A 22,912-nucleotide genomic window follows, 5' to 3' on the forward strand; every position below is an offset into this window, starting at 1 on the left:
GCCGGTACCTGATCCCTGCGTACTACTTGGCGGGCTTGAGATTCAGCACGACTTCCAGCGAGGTGCGCTGGGTGTGCTGCGGGTCCGCGTACGGGTTGTCCTCGGTGGGCCAGCCCACCCAGTTCTTCGTGGAGTACTCCGCCCCGACGGGTGCGGCCGCGGTCGGGATCATCGGCGCCTGCTCGACCATGATCTTCTGGAGGGTGTCCATCGCCTGCTTGCGGGCGGTGTCCGTGGTGGCCTGCGCGAAGTCCTTCAGCGCCTCGGTCGCCTCGGTGCTCTTGAAGCGGCCGAAGTTGCCGGACTGGGACGGCTTGCCGATGGGCTGGAGCAGGGCGCCGTCCATGATGTTCTGGTACATGTCGTACGGCGTGGCACCGCTGTTGGTCCAGTGCAGGGTGGCGTCGAAGTTGCCGTTGGCGACGTCCGCGCCCCAGGCGTCCGCGGTCTGCGTCTTGACCTTGGCGTCGATGCCGATCCTCTTGATGTTGTCCTTGATGATCGACAGGCCCGTGATGTAGTCGTTCCAGCCGGCCGGGTCGGTGAGGGTGAGCTTCACCGGCTTGCCGTCCGGGTCCTTGAGGACGCCGCCGCTGAGGGTGAAGCCGGCCTTCTCCAGGACCTGCTTGGCGCCCTCCACGTCCGGCTTGGTGGTGGCCTTCTTGTACGCGTCGGAGATGAAGGACTCACCGGCCGGCAGCGGGATGCCGGTGGGGTTGGTGATCTCCGGGTAGAGGGTCGCCTCGGCCTGCGTGTAGATGGCGTTGCGGTCGACCACCATCGCCATGGCCTTGCGGAGCGCCGGGTTGTCGAACGGCTTGCGGGCGGTGTTGATCCAGAGGCCGTGGATGCCGAGACCGGAGGGGAACCACAGCTTGTGGTTCTTCGGGTCCTTGTCGATGAACAGCTTCTTGAAGTCCGGCATGAAGACGAACGACCACTCCAGCTTGCCGCTGGCCAGCGCGGTGGTCGCCGCGTTGTTGTCGTTGTACGTGCTGTAGCGCAGCTCCTTGACCTTGGTCGAACCCTTCCAGTAGGTGGGCGTCGCGGTCAGCGTGGTGGTCTGCGGCGTGAAGCTCTTCAGCTTGTACGGGCCGGAGCCGACGGGGTTCCGGTTGGGCCAGGTCTCCGGGTTCTTGACCTTCTCCCAGATGTGCTTCGGCACGATGTACTGCTGGAGGATCTTGTTCTGGTTGACGTACTGCGAACTGTTGAAGGTCAGGACGACCTTCTTGTCCTTGACCTCGACGCCGCCCCACTGGATGCCGTCGGCGTTGAGCGCCGGGTGCTTCTTCAGCAGGTTGAAGGTGTACGCCACGTCGTCGGCGGTCAGCGGCTTGCCGTCGGCCCACTTGGCGCGCTCGTCGAGGGTGAGGGTGACCTTCTGGAAGTTGAGGTCCCACTTCCAGTCGGTCGCCAGCCACGGGTCGGGCTTGTCGGCGGGCCGGATCTGGCTGACCATCGCCAGCGGCTCGTAGATCATCCAGCGGTAGCCGAGGGTGGCGCCGGCCGAGGTGTTGAGGAACGGGTTGCTGTTGTTCGTCTGCGGCCCGTCCGGCTTGCCGATGTTCAGGACGCCCGAAGCGGCACTGCCGCCGTTCTTGTTGTGGTTCGAGTTGGCCGAGGAGCAGCCGGCGGCGAGTGCGACCACCGCGGTGGCGAGCGCGGCGGCTCTCAGCGTGTGACGGCGTGCGGACATAACGACTCCAGGAGGGACTGGCGGGTCTTGGGATCCGGAAACGGGCAGCGCTGGGCGCGCCTTGATACGGCGGTGCTGGTGGTGCGGTGCGGTGTGGGCCTGGGGGGTGCCCGTGTCCGCTAGGGCGCCGAGTGGCGCACGACCAGTTCGGTGGGCAGCACGACCGGGGTGTCCGGTGCGGGCGTGCCACCCAGGTGGGAGAGGAGCATCCGCGCGGCCGTCTCACCCATCTGCCGGGTGGGCTGGCGCACGGTGGTCAGGGGCGGTTCGGTGTGCTCGGCCATCGGGATGTCGTCGAAGCCGACGACCGCGATGTCACCGGGCACGGACTTCCCCGCCGCGCGCAACGCCCGCACCACGCCTGCCGCGGTGATGTCGTTGTGCGCGAAGACCGAGTCGAACTCCGTTCCCGAGGCGAGGAGTTGTTCGATGGCGAGTCGGCCGGAGCGTTCGGTGAAGTCCCCCAGGACGACATGGTCCGAGGGGAGGACCGAGACGAACCCGGCCAGCCGGTCGCGTACGCAGCCGAAGTGCGCGGGGCCGGTGATCACGACGGGCCTGGTGCGACCGGCGTCCCGCAGATGACGGGCGGCCGACGCGCCTCCTTCGTGGTTGGTTGTCACGACGGAGGGGAATTCGGGGTGGTGGCCGCGATCGTCGATCAGCACGATCGGCAGGCCGCCGCGGTGCAGTTCCGTGAGGTGGTCGAGGGTGTTCTCGGGTTCCACCACCACCAGGCCGTCGAAGGCCCGCGCCGACACCTGGCTGGTGAAGCGCTCCACGGACTCGGCCCCGCGGTTGCAGGTGAACAGCAGCAGCCCGTAGTCGGCGGCCTCGACGGTGTCGACCACGCCCTGGAGCAGTTCGCCCATCCAGGGCCAGGTCAGCGAGGGCACCAGCATGCCGACCGTACGGCTGCTGCCGCGGGCCAGGCCGACGGCGCCCGAACTGGGCACGTAACCGAGCTGCGCGATCACTTCGCGAACGCGCGCGGCGGTCGAACCGTCCACCTCTCCCTTGGTGTTGATGACCCGGGAGACGGTCGTCTTGCTCACGCCGGCCTCACGGGCGACATCAGCGATGGTGACGCGCATCGGGGCCTCCAGGACACAACGGGACAGAGAGAACGGGCCGAACGGCCGGCGATGGAACCGGTGCCGCAACCGGTTCCGGAACCGGTACCGGCGTTGGTGGCGTGAGTTAACCCCGCAGAAACACCGCCGTCAATACTTCACGTCGAGATTGGTCCGTACCCATCTGATAACGAGAAGAACACGGTCTCAACGTTCAACTTCTGAACGCAAAGACCTCTTGACGCGAGCACGTGAATCCCGTTCACTCAGTGCCCGTACGGGGCCGTACACGCGAACGCCCCCGCCCGCCCTGCCAATTGAGGCGGGCGGACGGGGGCGGGCGTGTGCGGGAGGCGGCCCCGCGCTCTCAGTCGGTCGGTTCGAGTCCCGCGCGCAGCAGCCCGTAGGTGTACGCGTCCTCCAGCGCCTGCCAGGACGCGGAGATGATGTTCTCGGCGACCCCGACGGTCGACCACTCGGCGGTTCCGTCGCCGGTGGTGATCAGGACGCGGGTGGTGGAGTCGGTGCCGGTGCGGCCCTCCAGGATGCGGACCTTGTAGTCCGTCAGCTCCAGCTTGGCGAGCTGCGGGTAGATCCGCTCCAGGGCCACGCGCAGGGCCCGGTCCAAGGCGTTGACCGGGCCGTTTCCCTCGGCCGTGGCGACGATCCGCTCGCCCTTCGCCCACAGCTTCACGGTCGCCTCGTTGGCGTGGGTGCCGTCGGGGCGGTCCTCCACGATCGCCCGCCAGGACTCGGTGCGGAAGTAGCGCCGCACCCGGCCCTCGGCCTCGGCGCGCAGCAGCAGTTCGAAGGAGGCGTCGGCCGCCTCGTACGTGTAGCCCTTGAGCTCGCGCTCCTTGACCCGGGCGACGACCCGGGAGACCAGCTCCCGGTCGCCCCCGAGGTCGATGCCGAGTTCGTCGCTCTTCAGCTCGATGGAGGCCCGCCCGGCCATGTCGGAGACCAGCATCCGCATGGTGTTGCCGACCAGGGCGGGGTCGATGTGCTGGTAGAGGTCCGGGTCGACCTTGATCGCCGAGGCGTGCAGGCCGGCCTTGTGGGCGAAGGCCGAGACACCCACGTACGGCTGGTGCGTGGAGGGGGTGAGGTTGACCACCTCGGCGATGGCGTGCGAGACGCGGGTCATGTCGGCGAGGGCACCGTCCGGGAGGACCCGCTTGCCGTACTTGAGCTCCAGCGCGGCGACGACCGGGAAGAGGTTGGCGTTGCCCACGCGCTCGCCGTAGCCGTTGGCGGTGCACTGGACGTGCGTGGCGCCCGCGTCGACGGCGGCGAGGGTGTTGGCGACGGCGCAGCCCGTGTCGTCCTGGGCGTGGATGCCGAGCCGGGCGCCGGTGTCGGCGAGGACCGTGGAGACGACGGCCTGGACCTGGGCCGGGAGCATCCCTCCGTTGGTGTCGCAGAGGATGACCACATCGGCGCCGGCCTCGGCGGCGGCCTTGACGACGGCCTTGGCGTACTCGGGGTTGGCGCGGTATCCGTCGAAGAAGTGCTCGCAGTCCACGAAGACCCGGCGGCCCTGCTCGCGGAGGTGGGCGACGGTGTCGCGGACCATCTCCAGGTTCTCCTCCAGCGTGGTGCGCAGCGCGAGCTCCACGTGGCGGTCGTGGGCCTTGGCGACCAGCGTGATCACCGGGGCGCCGGACTCCAGGAGCGCCTTGACCTGGGGGTCCTCGGCGGCGGTGCCGCCCGCCCTGCGGGTCGCGCCGAAGGCGACCAGCTCGGCGTTCCTGAACTCGATCTCCTGGCGGGCGCGCGCGAAGAACTCGGTGTCGCGGGGGTTGGCGCCGGGCCAGCCGCCCTCGATGAAGCCGACGCCGAACTCGTCCAGGTGCCGGGCGATGGTCAGTTTGTCGGCGACCGTCAGGTTGATGCCTTCACGCTGTGCACCGTCGCGCAGCGTGGTGTCGAAGACATGGAAGCTGTCGTCGGTGGGCTTGGCCTTGGTGGTCATTGCTGCTCTGACTCCTGTCGGATGAGTGGATCCGGACGGTCTGGCTCCACTTGCCCCCATCTTCCCGTGCGCCGCGTTCGCCGGCCGAGGTGGAGGCCGGAAAACAAAAAACCCCTCGCGGGTGCGAGAGGTCTGCGCGCGGGTCTGGGGCACGGTGGCCGTGCCGTACGTGGTGGTACGGGACGGTCACTGCGGACCGGCGCGCCTGCTGCCAATAATCATGACGAACGAGGGCACGGAGGCAGTCTGGCACAGGACCGCCGCCGTGAACCGCCCGTCTCAGGATGCGGGCGTACGGAGGCCTGCCGGCGAGACACCGGGAGGCCTCCGTGCGGCCGGGTCACGCCAGGGAGTGCATCCAGCCGTGGGTGTCCTCGGCGGTGCCGCGCTGGATGTCGAGCAGGCGCTCGCGCAGCTTGAGGGTGACCGGGCCGGGGGTGCCGTCGCCCTGGGTCCACTCGCCGCCCGCGCTCTTCACCGTGCCGACGGGGGTGATGACGGCGGCGGTGCCGCAGGCGAAGACCTCGGTGAGGGTGCCGGCGGCGGTGTCCTCGCGCCACTGGTCGATCGAGACGCGGGCCTCCTCGGAGGTGTAGCCGAGGTCACCGGCCAGCTTGAGGAGCGAGTCCCGGGTGATGCCGGCGAGCAGGGAGCCGGTGAGGGACGGGGTGACGATCCGGTCCCCGTACACGAAGTAGAGGTTCATGCCGCCCAGCTCCTCGACCCACTTGTGCTCGACGGCGTCGAGGTAGGCGACCTGGTCGCAGCCCTTGGCGGCGGCCTCGGCCTGGGCGAGGAGGGAGGCGGCGTAGTTGCCGCCGGTCTTGGCGTCGCCCATGCCGCCGGGGACGGCGCGGACGCGGTCCTCGGAGAGCCAGATGGAGACGGGCTTCACACCGCCGGGGAAGTAGGCCCCGGCCGGCGAGGCGATGACGAGGAACAGGTACTCGTTGGCCGGGCGCACGCCGAGGCCGACCTCGGTCGCGATCATGAAGGGGCGCAGGTACAGGGACTCCTCGCCGCCGTGGGCCGGGACCCAGGCCGCGTCCTGCTGGACGAGGGCGTCACAGGCCGCCACGAACGTCTCGACGGGCAGCTCGGGCATGGCGAGGCGGCGGGCCGAGGCGCGGAAGCGCTCGCCGTTGGCCTCGGGGCGGAAGGTGGCGACGGAGCCGTCGGGCTGCCGGTAGGCCTTCAGGCCCTCGAAGATCTCCTGGCCGTAGTGGAGCGTCATGTTGGCCGGGTCGATCGACAGCGGCGCGTACGGCACGAGCTGGGCGTCGTGCCAGCCGCGGCCTTCGGTCCACTTGATCGTCACCATGTGGTCGGTGAAGTAGCGGCCGAATCCGGGCTGGGCCAGGATCGCCTCGCGCTCCGCGTCGGACAGCGGGTTCGAGGAGGGCTTGAGCTCGATCGTGGTCGTCATGAGTGCGTGTCCTTCACCGTGATGTGTGTGTAGGACCGCGTGCACGCCTTCAAGTGCTAGGACGTCCGAGCTTCGCTGCGAGCCACGGCCCCGTTCGATTATTGCTCGAAGGGTGCCGTGCACGAAATGGCGTGAATGCGGTCCAGGGTTCGATGGTGACACCCGGGGCCGCACAGGAGAAGCCGCCGGGTGCGTCTGCGACCCGGCGGCTTCGTGGTGGAGTCGTCGGGTCAGCCCGCTACGCGTACCGCGAGGGCGTCGCCGATCTGGTCCGTCGTACGGGCACCGTCGCGCTCCGCCAGGTCGGCGGAGACGGCGTCCTCGATGCGCACGGCCTCGGCCTCGTAGCCGAGGTGGCGCAGCAGGAGGGCGACGGAGAGGATCGTGGCGGTCGGGTCGGCCTTGCCCTGCCCCGCGATGTCGGGGGCGGAGCCGTGGACCGGCTCGAACATCGACGGGAAGGCGCCCGTCGGGTTGATGTTGCCGGAGGCGGCCAGGCCGATGCCGCCGGTGACGGCCGCGGCGAGGTCGGTGAGGATGTCACCGAAGAGGTTGTCGGTGACGATGACGTCGAAGCGCTCCGGCTGCGTGACGAAGAAGATCGTCGCGGCGTCGACGTGCAGGTAGTCGGTGGTGACCTGCGGGTACTCCGCGGCGACCTTGTCGAAGGTGTTCTTCCACAGGTGGCCCGCGTAGACCAGGACGTTGTTCTTGTGGACCAGCGTCAGCTTCTTGCGGGGGCGGGCGGCGGCGCGCTCGAAGGCGTCGCGGACCACGCGCTCGACCCCGTGGGCGGTGTTGAGACTGACCTCGGTGGCGACCTCGTGCTCCGTGCCGGTGCGCAGCGAGCCGCCGTTGCCGGTGTACGGGCCCTCGGTGCCCTCGCGGACGACGACGAAGTCGATGTCCGGACGGCCGGCGAGCGGGGTCTCGGTGTTCGGGAAGAGCTTCGACGGCCGCAGGTTGATGAAGTGGTCGAAGGCGAAGCGCAGCTTCAGCAGCAGCCCGCGCTCCAGGACGCCGGAGGGCACGGACGGGTCGCCGATCGCGCCGAGCAGGATGGCGTCGTGGCCCTTCAGGGCTTCGAGCTCCGCGTCGGGGAGGGTTTCGCCGGTACGGTGCCAGCGCCGGGCGCCAAGGTCGTACTCCTTGGTCTCCAGCTTCACATCCTGCGGGAGAACAGCGTTGAGGACCTTGAGGCCCTGGGCCACGACCTCCTGGCCGATACCGTCACCGGGGATCACTGCGAGATTGATGCTGCGAGACATGACCGCACCCTACTGCTCGTCCCATCCCATGACACGTCCCGTCCACCATACGGACACATGAGCAGCTGTACGTGTACCGTTCACCTATTCGACGGGGTGCCGTCAGCCGGGCGGTGGAGGTTGTCGCCCATGGACATCCCCCGCTTCGGCATCCCCGAGAAGCTCGCCGGCCGCATGACCATGGCCGAGCAGCACGACTACCTCCGCACCCGGCTCACCCGCCGCGGTGCGCTGCGCACCGGCGTGGCGACCGCGGCCGTGGCGGGCGCCGGGATCGGCCTCGCCTCCTCCCCCGCGTACGCGGCCCCCACCGTACTCACCTCGCACAGCACCACCCGGGTCGACGGCGCGCTGGTCGCCCCGTTCGGGCGGCACCTGGCGTACGGGGCCGACCCGAAGACGCAGATGGCGGTCTCCTGGCAGGTGCCGTTCGCGGTGCGCCGCCCGTACATCCGCATCGGGCTGAAGCCATGGGCGCTGAGCCGGCGGATCGACGCGGAGGTGCGCCACCTGACGACGCCCCGGCTGAACGACGGCAGGATCGCGGCGGCCGAGCAGTTCTACGTCCACGCGTCCCTGGAGCGGCTGAAGCCCGGCACCACGTACTACTACGGCGTCGGTCACGAGGGCTTCGACCCGGCGGACGCGCGCAACCTGGGCACGCTCGGCACCTTCACCACCGCACCGGCGCAGGCGGAGAACTTCACCTTCACCGCCTTCGGCGACCAGGGCGTCAGCTACCACGCGCTCGGCAACGACCAGCTGATCCTGGGCCAGAACCCGGCGTTCCACCTGCACGCCGGGGACATCTGCTACGCGGACCCGTCGGGCTCCGGGCAGACCACCGACACCTATGACGCGCGGACCTGGGACCAGTTCCTGGCGCAGACGGAGACGGTCTCCAAGACCGTGCCGTGGATGGTGACGACCGGAAACCACGACATGGAGGCGTGGTACTCGCCGGACGGCTACGGCGGCCAGAACGCGCGCTGGACCCTGCCGGACAACGGCCCGGACCCGGTCAACCAGCCCGGCGCCTACTCCTTCGTCCACGGCAACGTGGGCGTGATCGCGCTCGACGCCAACGACGTCAGCTACGAGATCCCGGCCAACTTCGGCATCAGCGACGGCCGCCAGACCCGCTGGCTGGACCGCCGCCTCGGCGAGCTCCGGGCCCGCCGGGACCTCGACTTCCTGGTGGTCTTCTTCCACCACTGCGCCTTCTCCACGACCAACGCGCACGCCTCGGACGGCGGGGTGCGGGACGCCTGGGTGCCGCTCTTCGAGAAGCACGGGGTGGACCTGGTCATCAACGGGCACAACCACGTCTACGAGCGCACCGACGCGATCCTGAGGAACGCCGTCGGGCGCCCGGTGCCGATCGGCGAGCGCACCGATCCCCGCCGGGACGGCATCGTCTACGTCACGGCGGGCGGCGCGGGCAAGGCGCTGTACGACTTCCCGGTGCCCGACAGCTACGAGGGGCACGTCGCGGACCTGGAGAGCGTGGACACGTACCACGTGGCCAAGGGCCGTGTGAAGGCCGCCGAGACCGTGGAGTGGTCGCGGGTGCGGTACACCGGCTTCTCGTTCCTCGCGGTCGAGGTGGAGGCCGGTCGGCACCCCCGGATGAAGGTCACCGCACTCGCCGAGTCGGGCGAGCGCGTCGACCACTTCGAGATCAGCCGCGGCTGAACGCGGCCCGGTCAGTGGCCGGTGGAGCCGCCGTTGTCCCTGCGGTCGAGCGCGCGCTGCAGGGCGGCGGCGGCAGCCTGCCGCTCCGACTCGGTCGGGCGGTGGGCGTGACGGACACGGCGGCGGATGGTGGTCTCGGCCATGGTGGATCGACTCCTTGAGATCGCGAGGATTTCGAGATCGAACAGCGTGGGGTGATGTCGAGATCGTTGATTTCGAGGCGCCGGAAGGGGCGGGGAACGGGCGCCGCAGGGGTTGCCTGCACGGGGCGCGCGCTCTCGACCGCCAGTCGCTTGATCTAGCGAGACGTTCGGCTCCTACAAAGCTAGAACAGCCCGGCCGGTCTGTCTCCACAATTACTCGGACTTCCTACTATCTGAGACGGGGGTGCCCGGCCCGCCCACGTACTCAGGCGCACCTGAGTACGTGGGCCGTGTCGAAAAGGCGTGCGCCGCACGAGAGTTGCGGTCATGAACGGCCTCTACGCTCTCAAGCCCTGGTACGCGGACCGGCTCTCCGGCGTCCGCGCCTCGCTGGTCCGCCGTGAGGTGTCGCCCGACACCCTCACCGCCGCCGGGGTGGCCGCAGCGGCCGGTGCCGCCGCCGCCCTGGCCTGGCTGCCCGCCCCGGTCGCCGCCCTGCCGGTCGCCGTGCTGCTCGCGGCGCGGCTCGCCTTCGCCAACCTGGACGGGGCGCTCGCCCGGGACACCGGACGCACCACCCGGCGCGGCGCCGTCCTCAACGAGCTGGGCGACCGGGCCGCCGACCTCGTCGTGCTCGCCGGCTTCCTGGCGCTCGCCCCGCTCTGGCTGGTCGCGCTGACCGGCCTCGCGGCCACGCTGCCCTCCTGGGTGTCGCTGGCCGGGGCCGCCGCCGGGGCGCCCCGCCGCAACGGGGGCCCGGTCGGCAAGACCGAGCGCTGCCTGCTCGTCGTGATCGCCGCCGCGAGCGGCTGGGCCGTCCCGGTCCTGGCCGTGATCGCCGTCGGCTCCCTGCTCACCGCCGCGACCCGGCTGGCCGGCCTCTGGCGGGAACTGGCATGAGCGCCGTACTGATCGCCGAGGAGGCCGCCGTTCGCGCGGTGCCGCTGGTCGCGGGCGTGCTGGGCGCGGGCGGGGTCGCCGTCGCGGTGCTGCCCGCGAGGGTCCGGATGCGCGCGGAGCTGCGCAGGCGCTGGCGCACCTGGGCCGTGGTCGCGCCGGTCTTCCTGGGGGCGTTCCTCCTGGGCCGCGGCGGCACGTACGCGCTGGCCGCCGGTCTCGGCGTGGTCGCGGCCGCCGAGTACGCCCGGATGGCGGGGCTGCGCCGGGGCGACCTGGCCGTCCTCGCGGCGGCGTCGGCCGTCCTCCCGGCGCTGGCCTGGCTCGCCCCGCACGTGCTGGACCTGCGCGCGGCGGCCCTGCTGCTGGTCGCGGCGGCGCTCCCCTCCGTGCTGGACGGCGACGACCGCACGGGCTTCACCCGCACCGCCCGGACCGCCTTCGGGCTGCTGTGGCTCCCGGTCGCGCTGACCGGCCTGGTCACGCTCGGGGACACGGCCGTCGTGGTGGGCCTGGCGGTGGCGCTCGGTGACGTCGGCGCCTGGTGCGGCGGTACGGCGCTGGGGCGGCGGGGTCCGCTCGCCCGGCCGTTGTCGCCGCTCTCCCCGAACAAGACGTGGGCCGGGGTGCTGGGGGCGGCCGCCGCCACCGGGGCGCTGTTGCTGGTGCTCGGCGCGTTCGGCCCGGCACTGTGGGCGGCCGTGGTGGGCGGGTGCGTGCTCGGCGACCTGGTCGAATCGATGGTCAAGCGCGAGGCCGGGGTGAAGGACGCGGGCAGCTGGCTGCCGGGCTTCGGCGGCCTGCTCGACCGGATCGACTCCCTGCTGGTGGCCCTTCTCCTGGCGATGGTGATGACGTGAAGCCTCTCGGAAGCACGCTCGTACGCACCCCCGGCGTCCTCCCGGTCCGCTCCCGGGTCGCCTCCGCCCTGCGGCGCGGCCTGTGGTGGGGCGTGCTCAGCCTCACCGGCGGCATCGAGCGGCGCGGCCGGCTGCCGCGCGGCGGATGCGTGGTCGTCGCCAACCACAGCTCGCACGCCGACACGGCGGCGCTCCTCGCCGCGCTCGACGCCCGGCACACCCCGGCGATCGGCGCGGCGGCGGACTACTGGTTCGCCTCCCCGTGGCGGCGCCGCATCTGCCGCAGGCTGGCGGCGGGGTTCCCGGTGCGCCGGGCGGGCGGCGGCACGGCGGACCTGCTGGCGATGACCGGCGAGCTGCGCGCGGGCCGGGCCGTCGTGCTCTTCCCGGAGGGCACCCGCGCCGAGGACGGCACCCTCGGCTCGTTCCACAAGGGCGCGCTGGTCCTGGCCGAGGAGGCGGGTGTGCCGGTGGTGCCGGTGGGCATCGCGGGCACGGACCGGCTGCTGCCCAAGCACGGCCGGCTGCGCTCGTCGCTGGTGCGGGTGACGGTCGGGGAGCCGCTGCCCTCCGGGGTCACCCCGGATGCGGCCCGCGACGCGGTGCGCGCGCTGCACGACCGCACGGCCGCCGAACCGCTGCGGGACTCCGCGGTGCGCCGTCGGGTCGCCTCGGTCGCCACGTCCCGCGCGGGGCTGCCGCTGGCCTTCTGCTGGGCGTTCGCGGAGGCGCTGAGCTGGCCGCTGATGCCGGAGCTGCTGCTCGCCGCGGTCTGCGTGGCGGTGCCGCGCGCGGCCCTCAGGATGTCGCTGGGCGCGCTGGCCGGAAGCCTGGTGGGCGGGCTGCTCGCGCTGCACATGGCGGCGGCGGGCGCGCAGCTGCCGGCGCCGCTGACCACGGACCGGATGCGGGCGGAGGTGCGCGCGGAGCTGGCGGTGGAGGGCGCGCGGGCGGTCCGGCACCAGCCGTGGAACGGCATCCCGTTCAAGGTGTACGGGGCGGAGGCGGGCCGGGCCTCGGTGCCCGCGGCGGACTGGGCGGCCGCTTCGGCGGCGGCGCGCGGCGGGCGGACGCTGACCGTCGGACTGGCCTTCGGCGCGTTCGGGCTGCTGCTGCGCCGCCACCGCCGGCTGTACGGGACCTACCTGGCGCTGCTCGGCGGCGGCTTCGCGGTAGGGCTGGCCCTGATCGTGCGCGGGTGGAGCTGAGCCCCGTCATGGAAACCGCCCCCCGTCCGGCAGGGGAACCGGACGGGGGGCGGGACTCGTGGGGGCGGCGAGCCGCCCCGGGCCGGTCAGCCCTGGTGGGGGTAGGTGTACTCGGTCGGCGGGACCAGGGTCTCCTTGATGGCCCGGGTGAGGGTCCAACGCTGGAGGTTCTGGGGGGCGCCGGCCTTGTCGTTCGTACCCGAGGCGCGGCCGCCGCCGAAGGGCTGCTGGCCGACGACGGCACCGGTCGACTTGTCGTTGATGTAGAAGTTGCCCGCGGCGTACCGCAGCTTCTCCATCGTGTACGCGGCCGCCGCCCGGTCGTTCGCGATGACGGAACCGGTCAGGGCGTAGTCGGAGACCGACTCCATCTGCTCCAGCATTGCGTCGTACTGGTCGTCCTCGTAGACGTACACCGCGAGGATGGGGCCGAAGTACTCGGTCGTGAAGACCTCGTTCTCGGGGTCGGTGCACTCGATGACGGTCGGGCGGACGAAGTAGCCCACCGAGTCGTCGTAGCTGCCGCCCGCGACGATCGTGCACGCCGGGTCGGCGGCGGCGCGGTCGATCGCGGCCTTGTTCTTCGCGAAGGAGCGGTCGTCGATGACGGCGCCCATGAAGTGCGACAGGTCGGTGACGTCGCCCATGGTGATGGAGTCGACCTCGGCCGCGAACGCCTCCTTGAAGCCCGAGTTCCAGATGGAGGCCGGGATGTAGGCGCGCGAGGTCGCCGAGCACTTCTGGCCCTGGTACTCGAAGGCGCCACGGGTCAGCGCGGTCTTCAGGACCGCACGGTCGGCCGACGGGTGGGCGACGACGAAGTCCTTGCCACCGGTCTCGCCGACGAGCCGCGGGTAGGTGCGGTAGTTGGCGATGTTGTTGCCGACGGTCTTCCACAGGTGCTGGAAGGTCGGGGTGGAGCCGGTGAAGTGGATGCCGGCCAGGTCGCGGTGGTTCAGGGCCACCTCGGAGACGGCGATGCCGTCGCCGGTCACCAGGTTGATGACGCCCTTGGGCAGACCGGCCTCCTCCAGCAGCTGCATGAGCAGTACGGCGGCGTGGGTCTGCGTCGGGGACGGCTTCCACACGACGACGTTGCCCATGAGGGCGGGCGCGGTCGGCAGGTTGGCGGCGATGGCCGAGAAGTTGAACGGCGTGATCGCGTAGACGAAGCCCTCCAGCGGGCGGTGGTCCATGCGGTTCCACACGCCCGGGGAGTTGGCCGGGGGCTGCTCGGCGAGGATCTGGCGCGCGTAGTGCACGTTGAAGCGCCAGAAGTCGACCAGCTCGCAGGGGCAGTCGATCTCGGCCTGCTGGGCGGTCTTGCCCTGGCCGAGCATCGTGGAGGCGGCCAGCGTCTCGCGCCACGGGCCGGACAGCAGCTCGGCGGCGCGCAGGATGATCGCGGCGCGGTCGTCGAAGGACATCGCCCGCCAGGCCGGGGCGGCGGCCAGGGCGGCGTCGATCGCGTCCTGGGCGTCCTGCTCGGTGGCGCCGGCGAAGGTGCCGATGACGGCCTTGTGGTTGTGGGGCTGCACGACGTCGACGCGCTCGCCGCCACCCATCCGCTTCTCGCCGCCGATGGTCATCGGCAGGTCGATGGGGTTCTGGCTGAGCTCCTTGAGCTTGGCCTCCAGGCGGGCGCGCTCCGGGGAGCCCGGGGCGTAGGAGTGGACCGGCTCGTTGACCGGCGCGGGGACCTGGGTCACAGCGTCCATGGTGTCCTTTGCTCCTTCAGTCAGTCGTTGGGAGGGGTGGAGGGGTGCTCAGCCCTTGGTGAGGATGGAGCGGCCGAAGAACAGCAGGTTGGCCGGCTTCTCGGCGAGGCGGCGCATGAAGTACCCGTACCAGTCGGTGCCGTACGCGGTGTAGACACGCATGCGGTGGCCCTCGGCGGCGAGCCGGATGTGCTCGTCGCTGCGGATGCCGTACAGCATCTGGAACTCGTACTCGTCCAGTTTGCGCCCGGCCTTGCGGCCCAGCTCCTGGGCGATGGCGATCAGGCGGGGGTCGTGGGACCCGATCATCGGGTAGCCCTCGCCCTGCATCAGGGTCTTCAGGATGCGGACGTACGCCTTGTCGATCTCGGCCTTGTCCTGGTACGCGACGGAGGCGGGCTCCTTGTAGGCGCCCTTCACGATGCGCACGCGGCTGCCGGCGGCGGCGAGGCGGCGGGCGTCCTCCTCGGTGCGGAAGAGGTACGCCTGGATGACGCAGCCGGTCTGCGGGAAGTCCTTCCGCAGCTCCTCGTGGATGGCGAACATCGAGTCGAGGGTGGTGTGGTCCTCGGCGTCCAGGGTGACCGTGGTGCCGATCGCGGCGGCTGCCTCGACGACCGGGCGCACGTTGGCCAGGGCCAGCTCGTGGCCGCCGTCCAGGGACTGGCCGAACATCGACAGCTTGACGGACATCTCCGCCCGGGTGCCCAGGCCCAGGTCCTTGAGGCGCTCGATGAGCTCCAGGTAGGCGTCGCGCGCGGCGGCGGCCTGCTCGGGCGTGGTGATGTCCTCGCCGACGACGTCGAGGGTGACTTCGAGGCCCTTGTCGGCGGCGTCCTCGATGACCGGGACGACCTGGTCGACCGTCTCGCCGGCGATGAAGCGGTCCACGACCTGCTTGGTGCCGGGCGCGGCCGAGATGAACCGGCGCATCTTGTCGCTTCGCGACGCGGCGAGAATCACGGGACCCAGCACGGGGCACCTCCACGGAAAGTACGAACGAAGCCACACCGCCGTATATGCCGTGTAACGAACATAAGCGGTACAGCACGGAGAACCACCGTGAAATCTAAGGATCGCGCCGAATCCCTGCCATCGACAGCTGCCACACATCCGTGGACTGGATCTCAGACATATGTCTGAAGGGGTGCGAGAATGGCCGGGTGAAGGGCGATTACCAGGAGCTGGTGGACGAGATCTCCGCGCTGCTCGGCGTCCCCGCGACGCTGGAGAACCGGGATTTCGGGCTGGTCGCCTTCGGGGCCCACGACAGCGACGACACCACGGCGATGGACCCGGTCCGCACCCGCTCGATCCTGACCCGCCGCTCCACCCCGGCGGTCCGCGCCTGGTTCGAGAACTTCGGCATCACCCGCGCCACCGGCCCCCTGCGCATCCCCGCCGCCCCCGAGGCGGGCGTCTACCGCGACCGCATCTGCCTGCCGGTACGCCATCGGGGTGTCGTGCTCGGTTACGTGTGGCTGCTCGACGCCGACCCGGGGCCGACCGACCGCCAGCTCGACGCGGCGATGGACGTCGCCGCCCGGATCGGCGCACTGCTGGCCGACGAGGAGCGGGCGGGCACCGACCTGTCCCGGGAGTTCGGCGCGGTGCTGGCCGCCGGGCGCGGCTGGCAGCGGGACATGGCGGTCGCCGCGCTCGCCGAGGCGCTGGGCCCCGACGCGGAGGGGCTGCACACCGTGGTGTGCGTGGCCCCCTGGGCGGACGGCGCGCCCGCCGTGCGCGCCGTCCCCTCGGCGGCGGCGCTGACCGGAGCCCCGTTGCCGGGCCGGTCCGGCCCGCCCGCGCTGGCGGCACTGATCCGGCTGCGGTCGCCGGAGGTCCTGGACCCCGCCCTCACCGCCGCGGACCGGCTGCGCGCCACCGCCGGGGAGACGGCCACCGCGGGCATCGCGGTCCCGCGCCGTGGCCTCGCGGAGCTGGCGGACGCGTGGCACGAGGCATCGGCGGCGGCCCGGGCGGCGGCGGCGGAGACCCGGTTCGGCCCGGTCGCCGACTGGCCGGCCATCGGCCCGTACCGCACGCTGACCGCGCTCGCCCCGGACACCCTGCCCGACCCGGCCGTACGCCCCCTGCTGACCCCGGCCCAGCGGGACCTGGCCCGCACCGCGGAAGTGTTCCTGGACTGCGCGGGCCAGGCGTCCCGGACCGCCGCCGAGCTGGGCATCCACCGCCAGACGCTGTACTACCGCCTCTCCCGCGTCCAGCAGCTGACCGGCCTCGACCTCAACGACGGCGAGGACCGGCTGCTCCTGCACATGGCCCTGAAGGCGGCCCGGCTGCGGTGAGGCGCCGGGCTCACAGCCAGGCGGGCGGGGGCGGGGCCGCGATCGGGCGGTCGCTGACCACGGCGGCCATGACCAGGGGCGCGTCGCCGTCGCTGCGGCCGACGCTCACACCGGCCCAGCGGTCACCCGGCCGGTCCTCCGGTCCGGGGAGCGGACCCCAGGCGGCCAGGTCGCCGTAGCAGTCCTCGTCGAGGAGGGCGTCGAACAGCGGGGGGACCGGGGTGCCCTCCTCCCTCAGGAGCAGCGCGACATGGACGGCGACGCGGTGGTGCGGGCCCCAGCGGGTCTCCAGCTCCGCGACGAGGGCGTCGAGCAGGGCCTCGGCCTCCTCCTCCGCCTCGTCGGGGTCGTCGCGGTCCCCGTCGTCGCCGGACTCCCAGAGCGGCACGGCCCGGAAGCCCTCGCCGGTGGTCGCCCGCCACTCCCCCGTGTCCGGGTCGCCCTCGGCCACCGTGGGCCCGGCGGCCGGGAGCGGGGCGGTGAGCAGGGCCGCCACCTCGGCGGCGGTGCGCGCGAGGTCGAAGGGCTCGCCGGCCCGGACGGTCATCGGCAGCGCTCCGGGGCCGGGCCGCCGCCTTCCAGGACGACCTTCAGGCCGTCCGTCAGGTCCTGGGCGGACGGGGCCGAATCGGGGTCCATCAGCCACTGGACCATGACCCCGGCCAGGAGGGCCTGGACGAAGAGGCCGGCGACGCGGGCGCGCTCCGGGTCGGTCTCCGGGTCGATGCCCAGCATGCCCTCGGCGAGTCCCTCGCGCCCGGCACGCTGCGGCCCGATGAGGGCCTTGCGCAGTTCGGGGTCGGAGTCGATCCGGGAGATGACCTCCATCTGGAGCTGCCAGACGGCCCGGGTCTGTTCATAGCTCCCGATGACCCGCTCCCAGGTATCGCGGAACCGGTCCAGCGGCGCGGCGGGGACCTCCGGCGCCCCCTCGGGACCGTCCCCGTCCGGGGAGAACCGTTCGCCCCACTCCTCGGTCAGCTTGATGAACGCGAGGTTGAGCAGCGCGTCCTTGGAGCCGTAGTGGTAGCCGATGGAGGCGAGGTTCGTGCCCGAGGCGGCCACGATGTCGCGCGCCGTGGTGCGCGCGTACCCCTTCTCCAGCAGGCAGCGCTTGGCGCCTTCGAGCAGATCCTCACGATGTCCCATGACAGCAGCGTACCCGGCATGCAGACGTTTGTGTAAGACGCGCGTCTACATGCCGGGTACGGAGGGCTCGGAAGCCCGATGAGTCAGTCGGTGAGGTTCACCGAGCGGGCCGAGGCGGCGCCGATCTCCGAGGAGATCTCGGTCAGCACGGCCGCCGGGACGTCGTCGTCCACGGTGAGGACGACCAGCGCCTCGCCGCCCACGTCGGCGCGGGAGACCTGCATGCCCGCGATGTTGAGACCGGCCTCGCCGAGGATGCGGCCGACCGTGCCGACGACGCCGGGGCGGTCCTCGTAACGGAGCACGATCATGTGGTCGGCGAGCGCCAGGTCCACGTCGTGCTCACCGATCGCGACGATCTTCTGGAGGTGCTTGGGGCCTGCCAGCGTGCCGGAGACGGCGACCTCCTGACCGTCCGACAGGGTGCCCCGGACGGTGACCACGTTGCGGTGCTCGGGCGACTCGGAGCTGGTGGTGAGGCGGACCTCGACCCCGCGCTCCTGGGCGAACAGCGGAGCGTTCACGTACGACACGGTCTCGTCCACGACGTCCTCGAACACGCCCTTGAGCGCGGAGAGTTCGAGCACCTTGACGTCGTGCTGGGTGATCTCGCCGTACACCTCGACGTCGAGGCGGGCGGCGACCTCGCCGGCCAGCGCGGTGAAGATCCGGCCCAGCTTCTCGGCCAGCGGCAGGCCGGGGCGCACGTCCTCGGCGATGACGCCGCCCTGGACGTTGACCGCGTCCGGGACGAGCTCACCGGCGAGCGCGAGGCGCACGGACTTGGCGACCGCGATGCCCGCCTTCTCCTGGGCCTCGTCGGTGGAGGCGCCCAGGTGCGGGGTGCAGACGACCTGGTCGAACTGGAAGAGTGGGGAGTCCGTGCAGGGCTCCTTCGCGTACACGTCGAGACCGGCGCCGGCGACGCGGCCCTCCTTGAGCGCGGAGGCCAGCGCCTCCTCGTCCACGATGCCGCCGCGGGCGGCGTTGACGATGCGCACGGTGGGCTTCACCTTGTGCAGCGCCTCGTCGCCGATCAGGCCGATCGTCTCGGGGGTCTTGGGCAGGTGCACCGTGATGAAGTCGGCGACCTCCAGGAGCTCGTCCAGCGAGAGGAGCTTGACGCCCATCTGCGCGGCGCGCGCGGGCTGCACATAGGGGTCGTAGGCGACGATCTTCATGCCGAAGGCGGACATGCGCTGGGCGACCAGGACGCCGATGCGGCCGAGGCCGACGACGCCGAGGGTCTTCTCGCTCAGCTCGACACCGGTGTACTTCGAGCGCTTCCACTCGCCGTTCTTCAGGGCGGTGTTGGCCTGCGGGATGTGGCGCGCGGTGGCCACGAGGAGGCCGCAGGCGAGCTCGGCGGCGGTGACGATGTTGGAGGTCGGGGCGTTCACGACCATGACGCCGGCCTTGGTGGCGGCGGAGACATCGACGTTGTCCAGACCGACGCCCGCGCGGGCGACGACCTTCAGCTTGTTCGCGGCGGCGATGGCCTCGGCGTCGACCTTGGTGGCGGACCGCACCAGGATGGCGTCGACATCGGCGATGGCGGGGATGAGCTCGGCGCGGTCCGCGCCGTTGCAGTGCCGGATCTCGAAGTCCGGCCCCAGGGCGTCCACCGTGGCGGGCGACAGCTCTTCAGCGATGAGTACGACAGGTTTCGAGCTCACGTGAGTCCTCACAGATCCAGTGCGGACGGCCGTCCCGACGGCCGCAGGCGTGGAGGGGCTTGCCGCGTGGAAGACGCACGACACTGTGGGCCTGACGCGTGTATGTGGAGCAGTGTAGTCATGCGCGGGACCCCGATCAGCGCCCCTTCGGAAGGATCACCCGCACGAGTGCGTGGGCCCCGGGGGCGGGGGTGACCCGCCCCCGGGGCCGGGGGGTTACGCGTCCTCGTCGTTGACCCAGCTCATGAGCTTGCGCAGCTCACGGCCGGTGGTCTCCAGCAGGTGGTCGCTGTCGGCCTTCTTGTACTCGTTGTACTTGGGCAGGCCGTTGTGGTACTCGGCCATCCAGTTCTTGGCGAAGGTGCCGTCCTGGATCTCGGCGAGGACCTTCTTCATCTCGGCCTTGGTGGCGTCCGTGATGATGCGCGGGCCGGTGACGTAGTCGCCCCACTCGGCGGTCTCCGAGATGGACCAGCGCATCTTCTCCAGGCCGCCCTCGTACATGAGGTCCACGATGAGCTTCAGCTCGTGCAGGCACTCGAAGTAGGCGATCTCCGGCTGGTAGCCGGCCTCGGTCAGGGTCTCGAAACCGGCCTTGACCAGGGCGGCGGTGCCACCGCAGAGGACGGCCTGCTCGCCGAAGAGGTCGGTCTCGGTCTCCTCGGTGAAGGTCGTCTTGATGACGCCGGCGCGGGTGCCGCCGATGCCCTTGGCGTACGAGAGGGCGAGCGCCAGGCCGTTGCCCGTGGCGTCCTGCTCGACGGCCACGATGCACGGAACGCCGCGGCCCTCCTCGTACTGGCGGCGGACCAGGTGGCCCGGGCCCTTGGGGGCGACCATGCAGACGTCGACGTCGGCCGGGGGCTTGATGAAGTCGAAGCGGATGTTCAGGCCGTGGCCGAAGAACAGCGCGTCGCCCTTCTTGAGGTTGTCCTTGATGGACTCCTCGTAGACCTGGGCCTGGATCGGGTCCGGGACGAGGATCATGATGACGTCGGCCTCGGCGGCGGCCTCGGACGGGGTCACCACGCGCAGGCCCTGCTCCTCGGCCTTGGCCTTGGACTTGGAACCCTCGTGCAGACCGACACGGACGTCGACACCCGAGTCACGCAGCGACAGCGCGTGGGCGTGGCCCTGGCTGCCGTAGCCGATGACCGCGACCTTGCGGCCCTGGATGATGGACAGGTCGGCATCGTCGTCGTAGAACAGCTCGGCCACTGGGTCTTCTCCTTGGTGTGCAGGTGTTGCGTCCCACCGTACGGCGGGGTGCGTCAGATACGTTTTCGGGTCTCGCCATGCGAGCGGGGCGGCGGGCCCTTCGGTTTGTTTACGCCGAGCGGTCGAGCGCGCGCAGGGACCGGTCGGTGATCGAGCGCGCGCCGCGCCCTATGGCGATGGTGCCGGACTGGACGAGCTCCTTGATGCCGTACTGCTCCAGCATCTTGAGCATCGCCTCCAGCTTGTCGGCGCCGCCGGTCGCCTCGATCGTGACGGCCTCGGGCGAGACGTCGACGGTCTTGGCGCGGAACAGCTGGACGATCTCGACGATCTGGGAGCGGGTCTCGTTGTCGGCGCGGACCTTCACCAGGACGAGCTCGCGCTGGATCGCAGCGGAGGGCTCGAGTTCGACGATCTTGAGGACGTTGACCAGCTTGTTGAGCTGCTTGGTGACCTGCTCCAGGGGCAGGTCCTCGACATTCACGACGATGGTGATGCGGGAGATGTCGGGGTGTTCGGTGGTACCGACCGCGAGCGAGTCGATGTTGAAGCCGCGGCGGGAGAACAGTGCGGTGATCCGGGCCAGGACACCGGGCTTGTTCTCGACCAGGACGGAGAGCGTGTGCTTGGTGGACATGGAAGTCGGTCTCTCTCTGTCTCTCAGTCGTCTTCGTTGTCGCCGAAGTCGGGGCGGACGCCGCGGGCGGCCATGACCTCGTCGTTGGAGGTGCCGGCGGCGACCATCGGCCACACCATGGCGTCCTCGTGGACGATGAAGTCGATGACGACCGGGCGGTCGTTGATCGCGTTCGCCTCGGCGATGACCTTGTCCAGGTCGGCCGGGTCCTCGCAGCGGATCGCGTGGCAGCCCATGGCCTCCGAGAGCTTCACGAAGTCCGGGACGCGGGTGCCCTTGTTGGGCGGGGTCTCGCCGTCCGGGCCCGCGTGCAGCACGGTGTTGGAGTACCGCTGGTTGTAGAAGAGGGTCTGCCACTGGCGGACCATCCCGAGGGCGCCGTTGTTGATGATGGCGATCTTGACCGGGATGTTGTTCAGGGCACAGGTCGTGAGCTCCTGATTGGTCATCTGGAAGCAGCCGTCGCCGTCGATCGCCCAGACCGTGCGGTCGGGCATGCCGGCCTTGGCGCCCATCGCGGCGGGAACCGCGTAACCCATGGTCCCGGCGCCGCCGGAGTTGAGCCAGGTGGCGGGCTGCTCGTACTGGATGAAGTGCGAGGCCCACATCTGGTGCTGGCCGACACCCGCGGCGAAGATCGTGTCCGGCGGGGCGAGCTCGCCGATGCGCTGGATGACCTGCTGCGGCGAGAGGCTGCCGTCCTCGGGCAGGTCGTAGCCGAGCGGGTAGGTCTCGCGCCAGCGGTCGAGGTCCTTCCACCAGGCGCTGTAGTCGCCGGTGTTGCCCTCGGTGTGCTCGGCCTGGACGGCCTGGACGAGGTCGGCGATGACCTCGCGGGCGTCGCCCACGATCGGGACGTCGGCCGCGCGGTTCTTGCCGATCTCCGCGGGGTCGATGTCCGCGTGGACGATCTTGGCGTACGGGGCGAAGCTGTCCAGCTTGCCGGTGACGCGGTCGTCGAAGCGGGCGCCGAGGGCGACGATCAGGTCGGCCTTCTGGAGCGCGGTGACGGCGGTGACCGAACCGTGCATCCCGGGCATTCCCACGTGCAGCGGGTGGCTGTCGGGGAAGGAGCCGAGCGCCATCAGGGTGGTGGTGACGGGCGCTCCGGTCAGCTCGGCCAGCACCTTGAGCTCGGCGGTGGCCCGGGCCTTCATGACGCCGCCGCCCACGTAGAGCACCGGACGCTTGGCCTGGGTGATGAGCTTGGCGGCCTCGCGGATCTGCTTGGCGTGCGGCTTGGTCACCGGGCGGTAGCCGGGCAGGTCCATGACCGGCGGCCAGCTGAAGGTGGTCTTCGCCTGGAGCGCATCCTTGGCGATGTCGACCAGGACCGGGCCGGGGCGGCCGGAGGCGGCGATGTGGAAGGCCTCCGCGATGGTGTGCGGGATGTCCTCGGCCTTGGTGACCAGGAAGTTGTGCTTCGTGACCGGCATCGTGATGCCGCAGATGTCCGCCTCCTGGAAGGCGTCGGTGCCGATGGCGGCGGAGGCCACCTGGCCGGTGATCGCGACGATCGGCACCGAGTCCAGGTACGCGTCGGCGATCGGGGTGACCAGGTTGGTGGCGCCGGGGCCCGAGGTGGCCATGCAGACGCCGACCTTGCCGGTGGCCTGCGCGTAACCGGTGGCCGCGTGACCCGCGCCCTGCTCGTGGCGGACGAGGACGTGACGGACGCGCTGCGAGTCCATCATCGGGTCGTACGCCGGAAGGATCGCGCCGCCGGGAATGCCGAATACCGTGTCGGCGCCCACCTCTTCGAGGGAGCGGATGAGGGACTGCGCACCCGTGACGTGCTCAACGGTGGCGGAGGGGGATCCGCCGGTACGGGCCCGCGGCTGGGGATGGTGGGCCCCGGTGGCCTGCTCGGTCATCGGCATTCTCTTCTCGAAGCTGAGGTTTTTGCGAGTGTTTTACGACGTTTTGCCTGGTCCGGTGCAACAAAAAACCCCTCGTGCCGT

Annotated in this window: 19 protein-coding genes; 5 read left to right on the forward strand and 14 right to left on the reverse strand. The window is 71.0% G+C overall.

All coding sequences use genetic code 11. The features are described from left to right. Positions 1 to 22: 22 nt before the first annotated feature. From AB0L33_RS31570 to AB0L33_RS31590, 5 genes are all read right to left on the reverse strand, one after another. Positions 23 to 1,699, reverse strand: a complete 1,677-nt coding sequence (locus tag AB0L33_RS31570) for an ABC transporter substrate-binding protein (protein ID WP_365686866.1) — start codon at positions 1,697 to 1,699, stop codon at positions 23 to 25. Between the two features lie 119 nt (positions 1,700 to 1,818). Continuing rightward, the gene (locus AB0L33_RS31575; protein WP_365686868.1) at positions 1,819 to 2,793 is read right to left on the reverse strand and encodes a LacI family DNA-binding transcriptional regulator; all 975 of its coding nucleotides are present in this window, start codon (positions 2,791 to 2,793) and stop codon (positions 1,819 to 1,821) included. A 346-nt stretch (positions 2,794 to 3,139) separates the two neighbouring features. Continuing rightward, positions 3,140 to 4,747, reverse strand: coding sequence for a citramalate synthase (cimA, locus tag AB0L33_RS31580; RefSeq protein ID WP_365686870.1), 1,608 nt, complete (start codon positions 4,745 to 4,747; stop codon positions 3,140 to 3,142). A gap of 340 nt (positions 4,748 to 5,087) precedes the next feature. Continuing rightward, on the reverse strand, positions 5,088 to 6,173 hold the full coding sequence (locus AB0L33_RS31585) for a branched-chain amino acid aminotransferase (RefSeq protein ID WP_365686872.1): 1,086 nt from the start codon (positions 6,171 to 6,173) through the stop codon (positions 5,088 to 5,090). A gap of 230 nt (positions 6,174 to 6,403) precedes the next feature. Next, on the reverse strand, positions 6,404 to 7,441 hold the full coding sequence (locus AB0L33_RS31590; RefSeq protein WP_365686874.1) for a 3-isopropylmalate dehydrogenase: 1,038 nt from the start codon (positions 7,439 to 7,441) through the stop codon (positions 6,404 to 6,406). A 129-nt stretch (positions 7,442 to 7,570) separates the two neighbouring features. On the opposite strand from AB0L33_RS31590, the gene AB0L33_RS31595 reads away from it, so the two are divergent. Then, positions 7,571 to 9,136, forward strand: coding sequence for a metallophosphoesterase family protein (locus tag AB0L33_RS31595; protein ID WP_365686876.1), 1,566 nt, complete (start codon positions 7,571 to 7,573; stop codon positions 9,134 to 9,136). Positions 9,137 to 9,147: 11 nt separating this feature from the next. Here the strand turns inward: AB0L33_RS31595 and AB0L33_RS31600 are convergent, their stop codons facing one another. After that, positions 9,148 to 9,279: a hypothetical protein gene (locus tag AB0L33_RS31600; RefSeq protein WP_361019951.1), complete on the reverse strand. Its 132-nt coding sequence runs from the start codon at positions 9,277 to 9,279 to the stop codon at positions 9,148 to 9,150. A gap of 327 nt (positions 9,280 to 9,606) precedes the next feature. On the opposite strand from AB0L33_RS31600, the gene AB0L33_RS31605 reads away from it, so the two are divergent. The 3 genes from AB0L33_RS31605 to AB0L33_RS31615 are packed head-to-tail and all read left to right on the forward strand — an operon-like array spanning position 9,607 to position 12,244. Continuing rightward, the gene (locus AB0L33_RS31605; protein ID WP_365686877.1) at positions 9,607 to 10,179 is read left to right on the forward strand and encodes a CDP-alcohol phosphatidyltransferase family protein; all 573 of its coding nucleotides are present in this window, start codon (positions 9,607 to 9,609) and stop codon (positions 10,177 to 10,179) included. Further along, positions 10,176 to 11,036 (forward strand): phosphatidate cytidylyltransferase, encoded by an 861-nt coding sequence (locus AB0L33_RS31610; protein WP_365686879.1) that lies wholly within the window; start codon positions 10,176 to 10,178, stop codon positions 11,034 to 11,036. The genes AB0L33_RS31605 and AB0L33_RS31610 overlap by 4 nt, the downstream gene beginning before the upstream one ends. Further along, positions 11,033 to 12,244 carry a lysophospholipid acyltransferase family protein gene (locus AB0L33_RS31615; protein ID WP_365686880.1) on the forward strand — a complete coding sequence of 404 codons (1,212 nt, stop codon included), beginning with the start codon at positions 11,033 to 11,035 and terminating at the stop codon, positions 12,242 to 12,244. Before AB0L33_RS31610 ends, AB0L33_RS31615 begins: the two co-directional genes overlap by 4 nt. An 86-nt stretch (positions 12,245 to 12,330) precedes the next feature. Here AB0L33_RS31615 and pruA read toward each other — a convergent pair whose 3' ends face one another. Both pruA and AB0L33_RS31625 read right to left on the reverse strand, forming a co-directional pair. Continuing rightward, on the reverse strand, positions 12,331 to 13,962 hold the full coding sequence (pruA, locus tag AB0L33_RS31620; RefSeq protein ID WP_365686881.1) for an L-glutamate gamma-semialdehyde dehydrogenase: 1,632 nt from the start codon (positions 13,960 to 13,962) through the stop codon (positions 12,331 to 12,333). 48 nt (positions 13,963 to 14,010) lie between these two features. Beyond that, positions 14,011 to 14,937, reverse strand: coding sequence for a proline dehydrogenase family protein (locus AB0L33_RS31625; protein WP_143619527.1), 927 nt, complete (start codon positions 14,935 to 14,937; stop codon positions 14,011 to 14,013). A 188-nt stretch (positions 14,938 to 15,125) separates the two neighbouring features. Here AB0L33_RS31625 and AB0L33_RS31630 point away from each other — a divergent pair, with 188 nt between their 5' ends. Continuing rightward, positions 15,126 to 16,271 carry a helix-turn-helix domain-containing protein gene (locus AB0L33_RS31630; protein WP_365686882.1) on the forward strand — a complete coding sequence of 382 codons (1,146 nt, stop codon included), beginning with the start codon at positions 15,126 to 15,128 and terminating at the stop codon, positions 16,269 to 16,271. A gap of 10 nt (positions 16,272 to 16,281) precedes the next feature. On the opposite strand, the gene AB0L33_RS31635 is transcribed toward AB0L33_RS31630, so the two are convergent. From AB0L33_RS31635 to AB0L33_RS31660, 6 genes are all read right to left on the reverse strand, one after another. Then, positions 16,282 to 16,818: a hypothetical protein gene (locus AB0L33_RS31635; RefSeq protein WP_365686883.1), complete on the reverse strand. Its 537-nt coding sequence runs from the start codon at positions 16,816 to 16,818 to the stop codon at positions 16,282 to 16,284. Beyond that, complete coding sequence (locus AB0L33_RS31640) at positions 16,815 to 17,420, reverse strand: TetR/AcrR family transcriptional regulator (RefSeq protein ID WP_365686884.1); 606 nt, start codon at positions 17,418 to 17,420, stop codon at positions 16,815 to 16,817. The genes AB0L33_RS31635 and AB0L33_RS31640 overlap by 4 nt, the downstream gene beginning before the upstream one ends. Before the next feature lie 83 nt (positions 17,421 to 17,503). Continuing rightward, positions 17,504 to 19,096, reverse strand: a complete 1,593-nt coding sequence (gene serA, locus AB0L33_RS31645) for a phosphoglycerate dehydrogenase (RefSeq protein WP_365686886.1) — start codon at positions 19,094 to 19,096, stop codon at positions 17,504 to 17,506. Between the two features lie 216 nt (positions 19,097 to 19,312). Then, complete coding sequence (ilvC, locus tag AB0L33_RS31650; RefSeq protein ID WP_365686888.1) at positions 19,313 to 20,314, reverse strand: ketol-acid reductoisomerase; 1,002 nt, start codon at positions 20,312 to 20,314, stop codon at positions 19,313 to 19,315. Positions 20,315 to 20,423: 109 nt separating this feature from the next. Continuing rightward, positions 20,424 to 20,951, reverse strand: coding sequence for an acetolactate synthase small subunit (gene ilvN / locus AB0L33_RS31655; RefSeq protein WP_018102507.1), 528 nt, complete (start codon positions 20,949 to 20,951; stop codon positions 20,424 to 20,426). A gap of 23 nt (positions 20,952 to 20,974) precedes the next feature. Further along, positions 20,975 to 22,831, reverse strand: a complete 1,857-nt coding sequence (locus AB0L33_RS31660) for an acetolactate synthase large subunit (protein ID WP_365686889.1) — start codon at positions 22,829 to 22,831, stop codon at positions 20,975 to 20,977. Between the last annotated feature and the right edge of the window lie 81 nt (positions 22,832 to 22,912).

This window comes from Streptomyces sp. NPDC052299 (genome assembly GCF_040679335.1).
Lineage (GTDB): Bacteria > Actinomycetota > Actinomycetes > Streptomycetales > Streptomycetaceae > Streptomyces.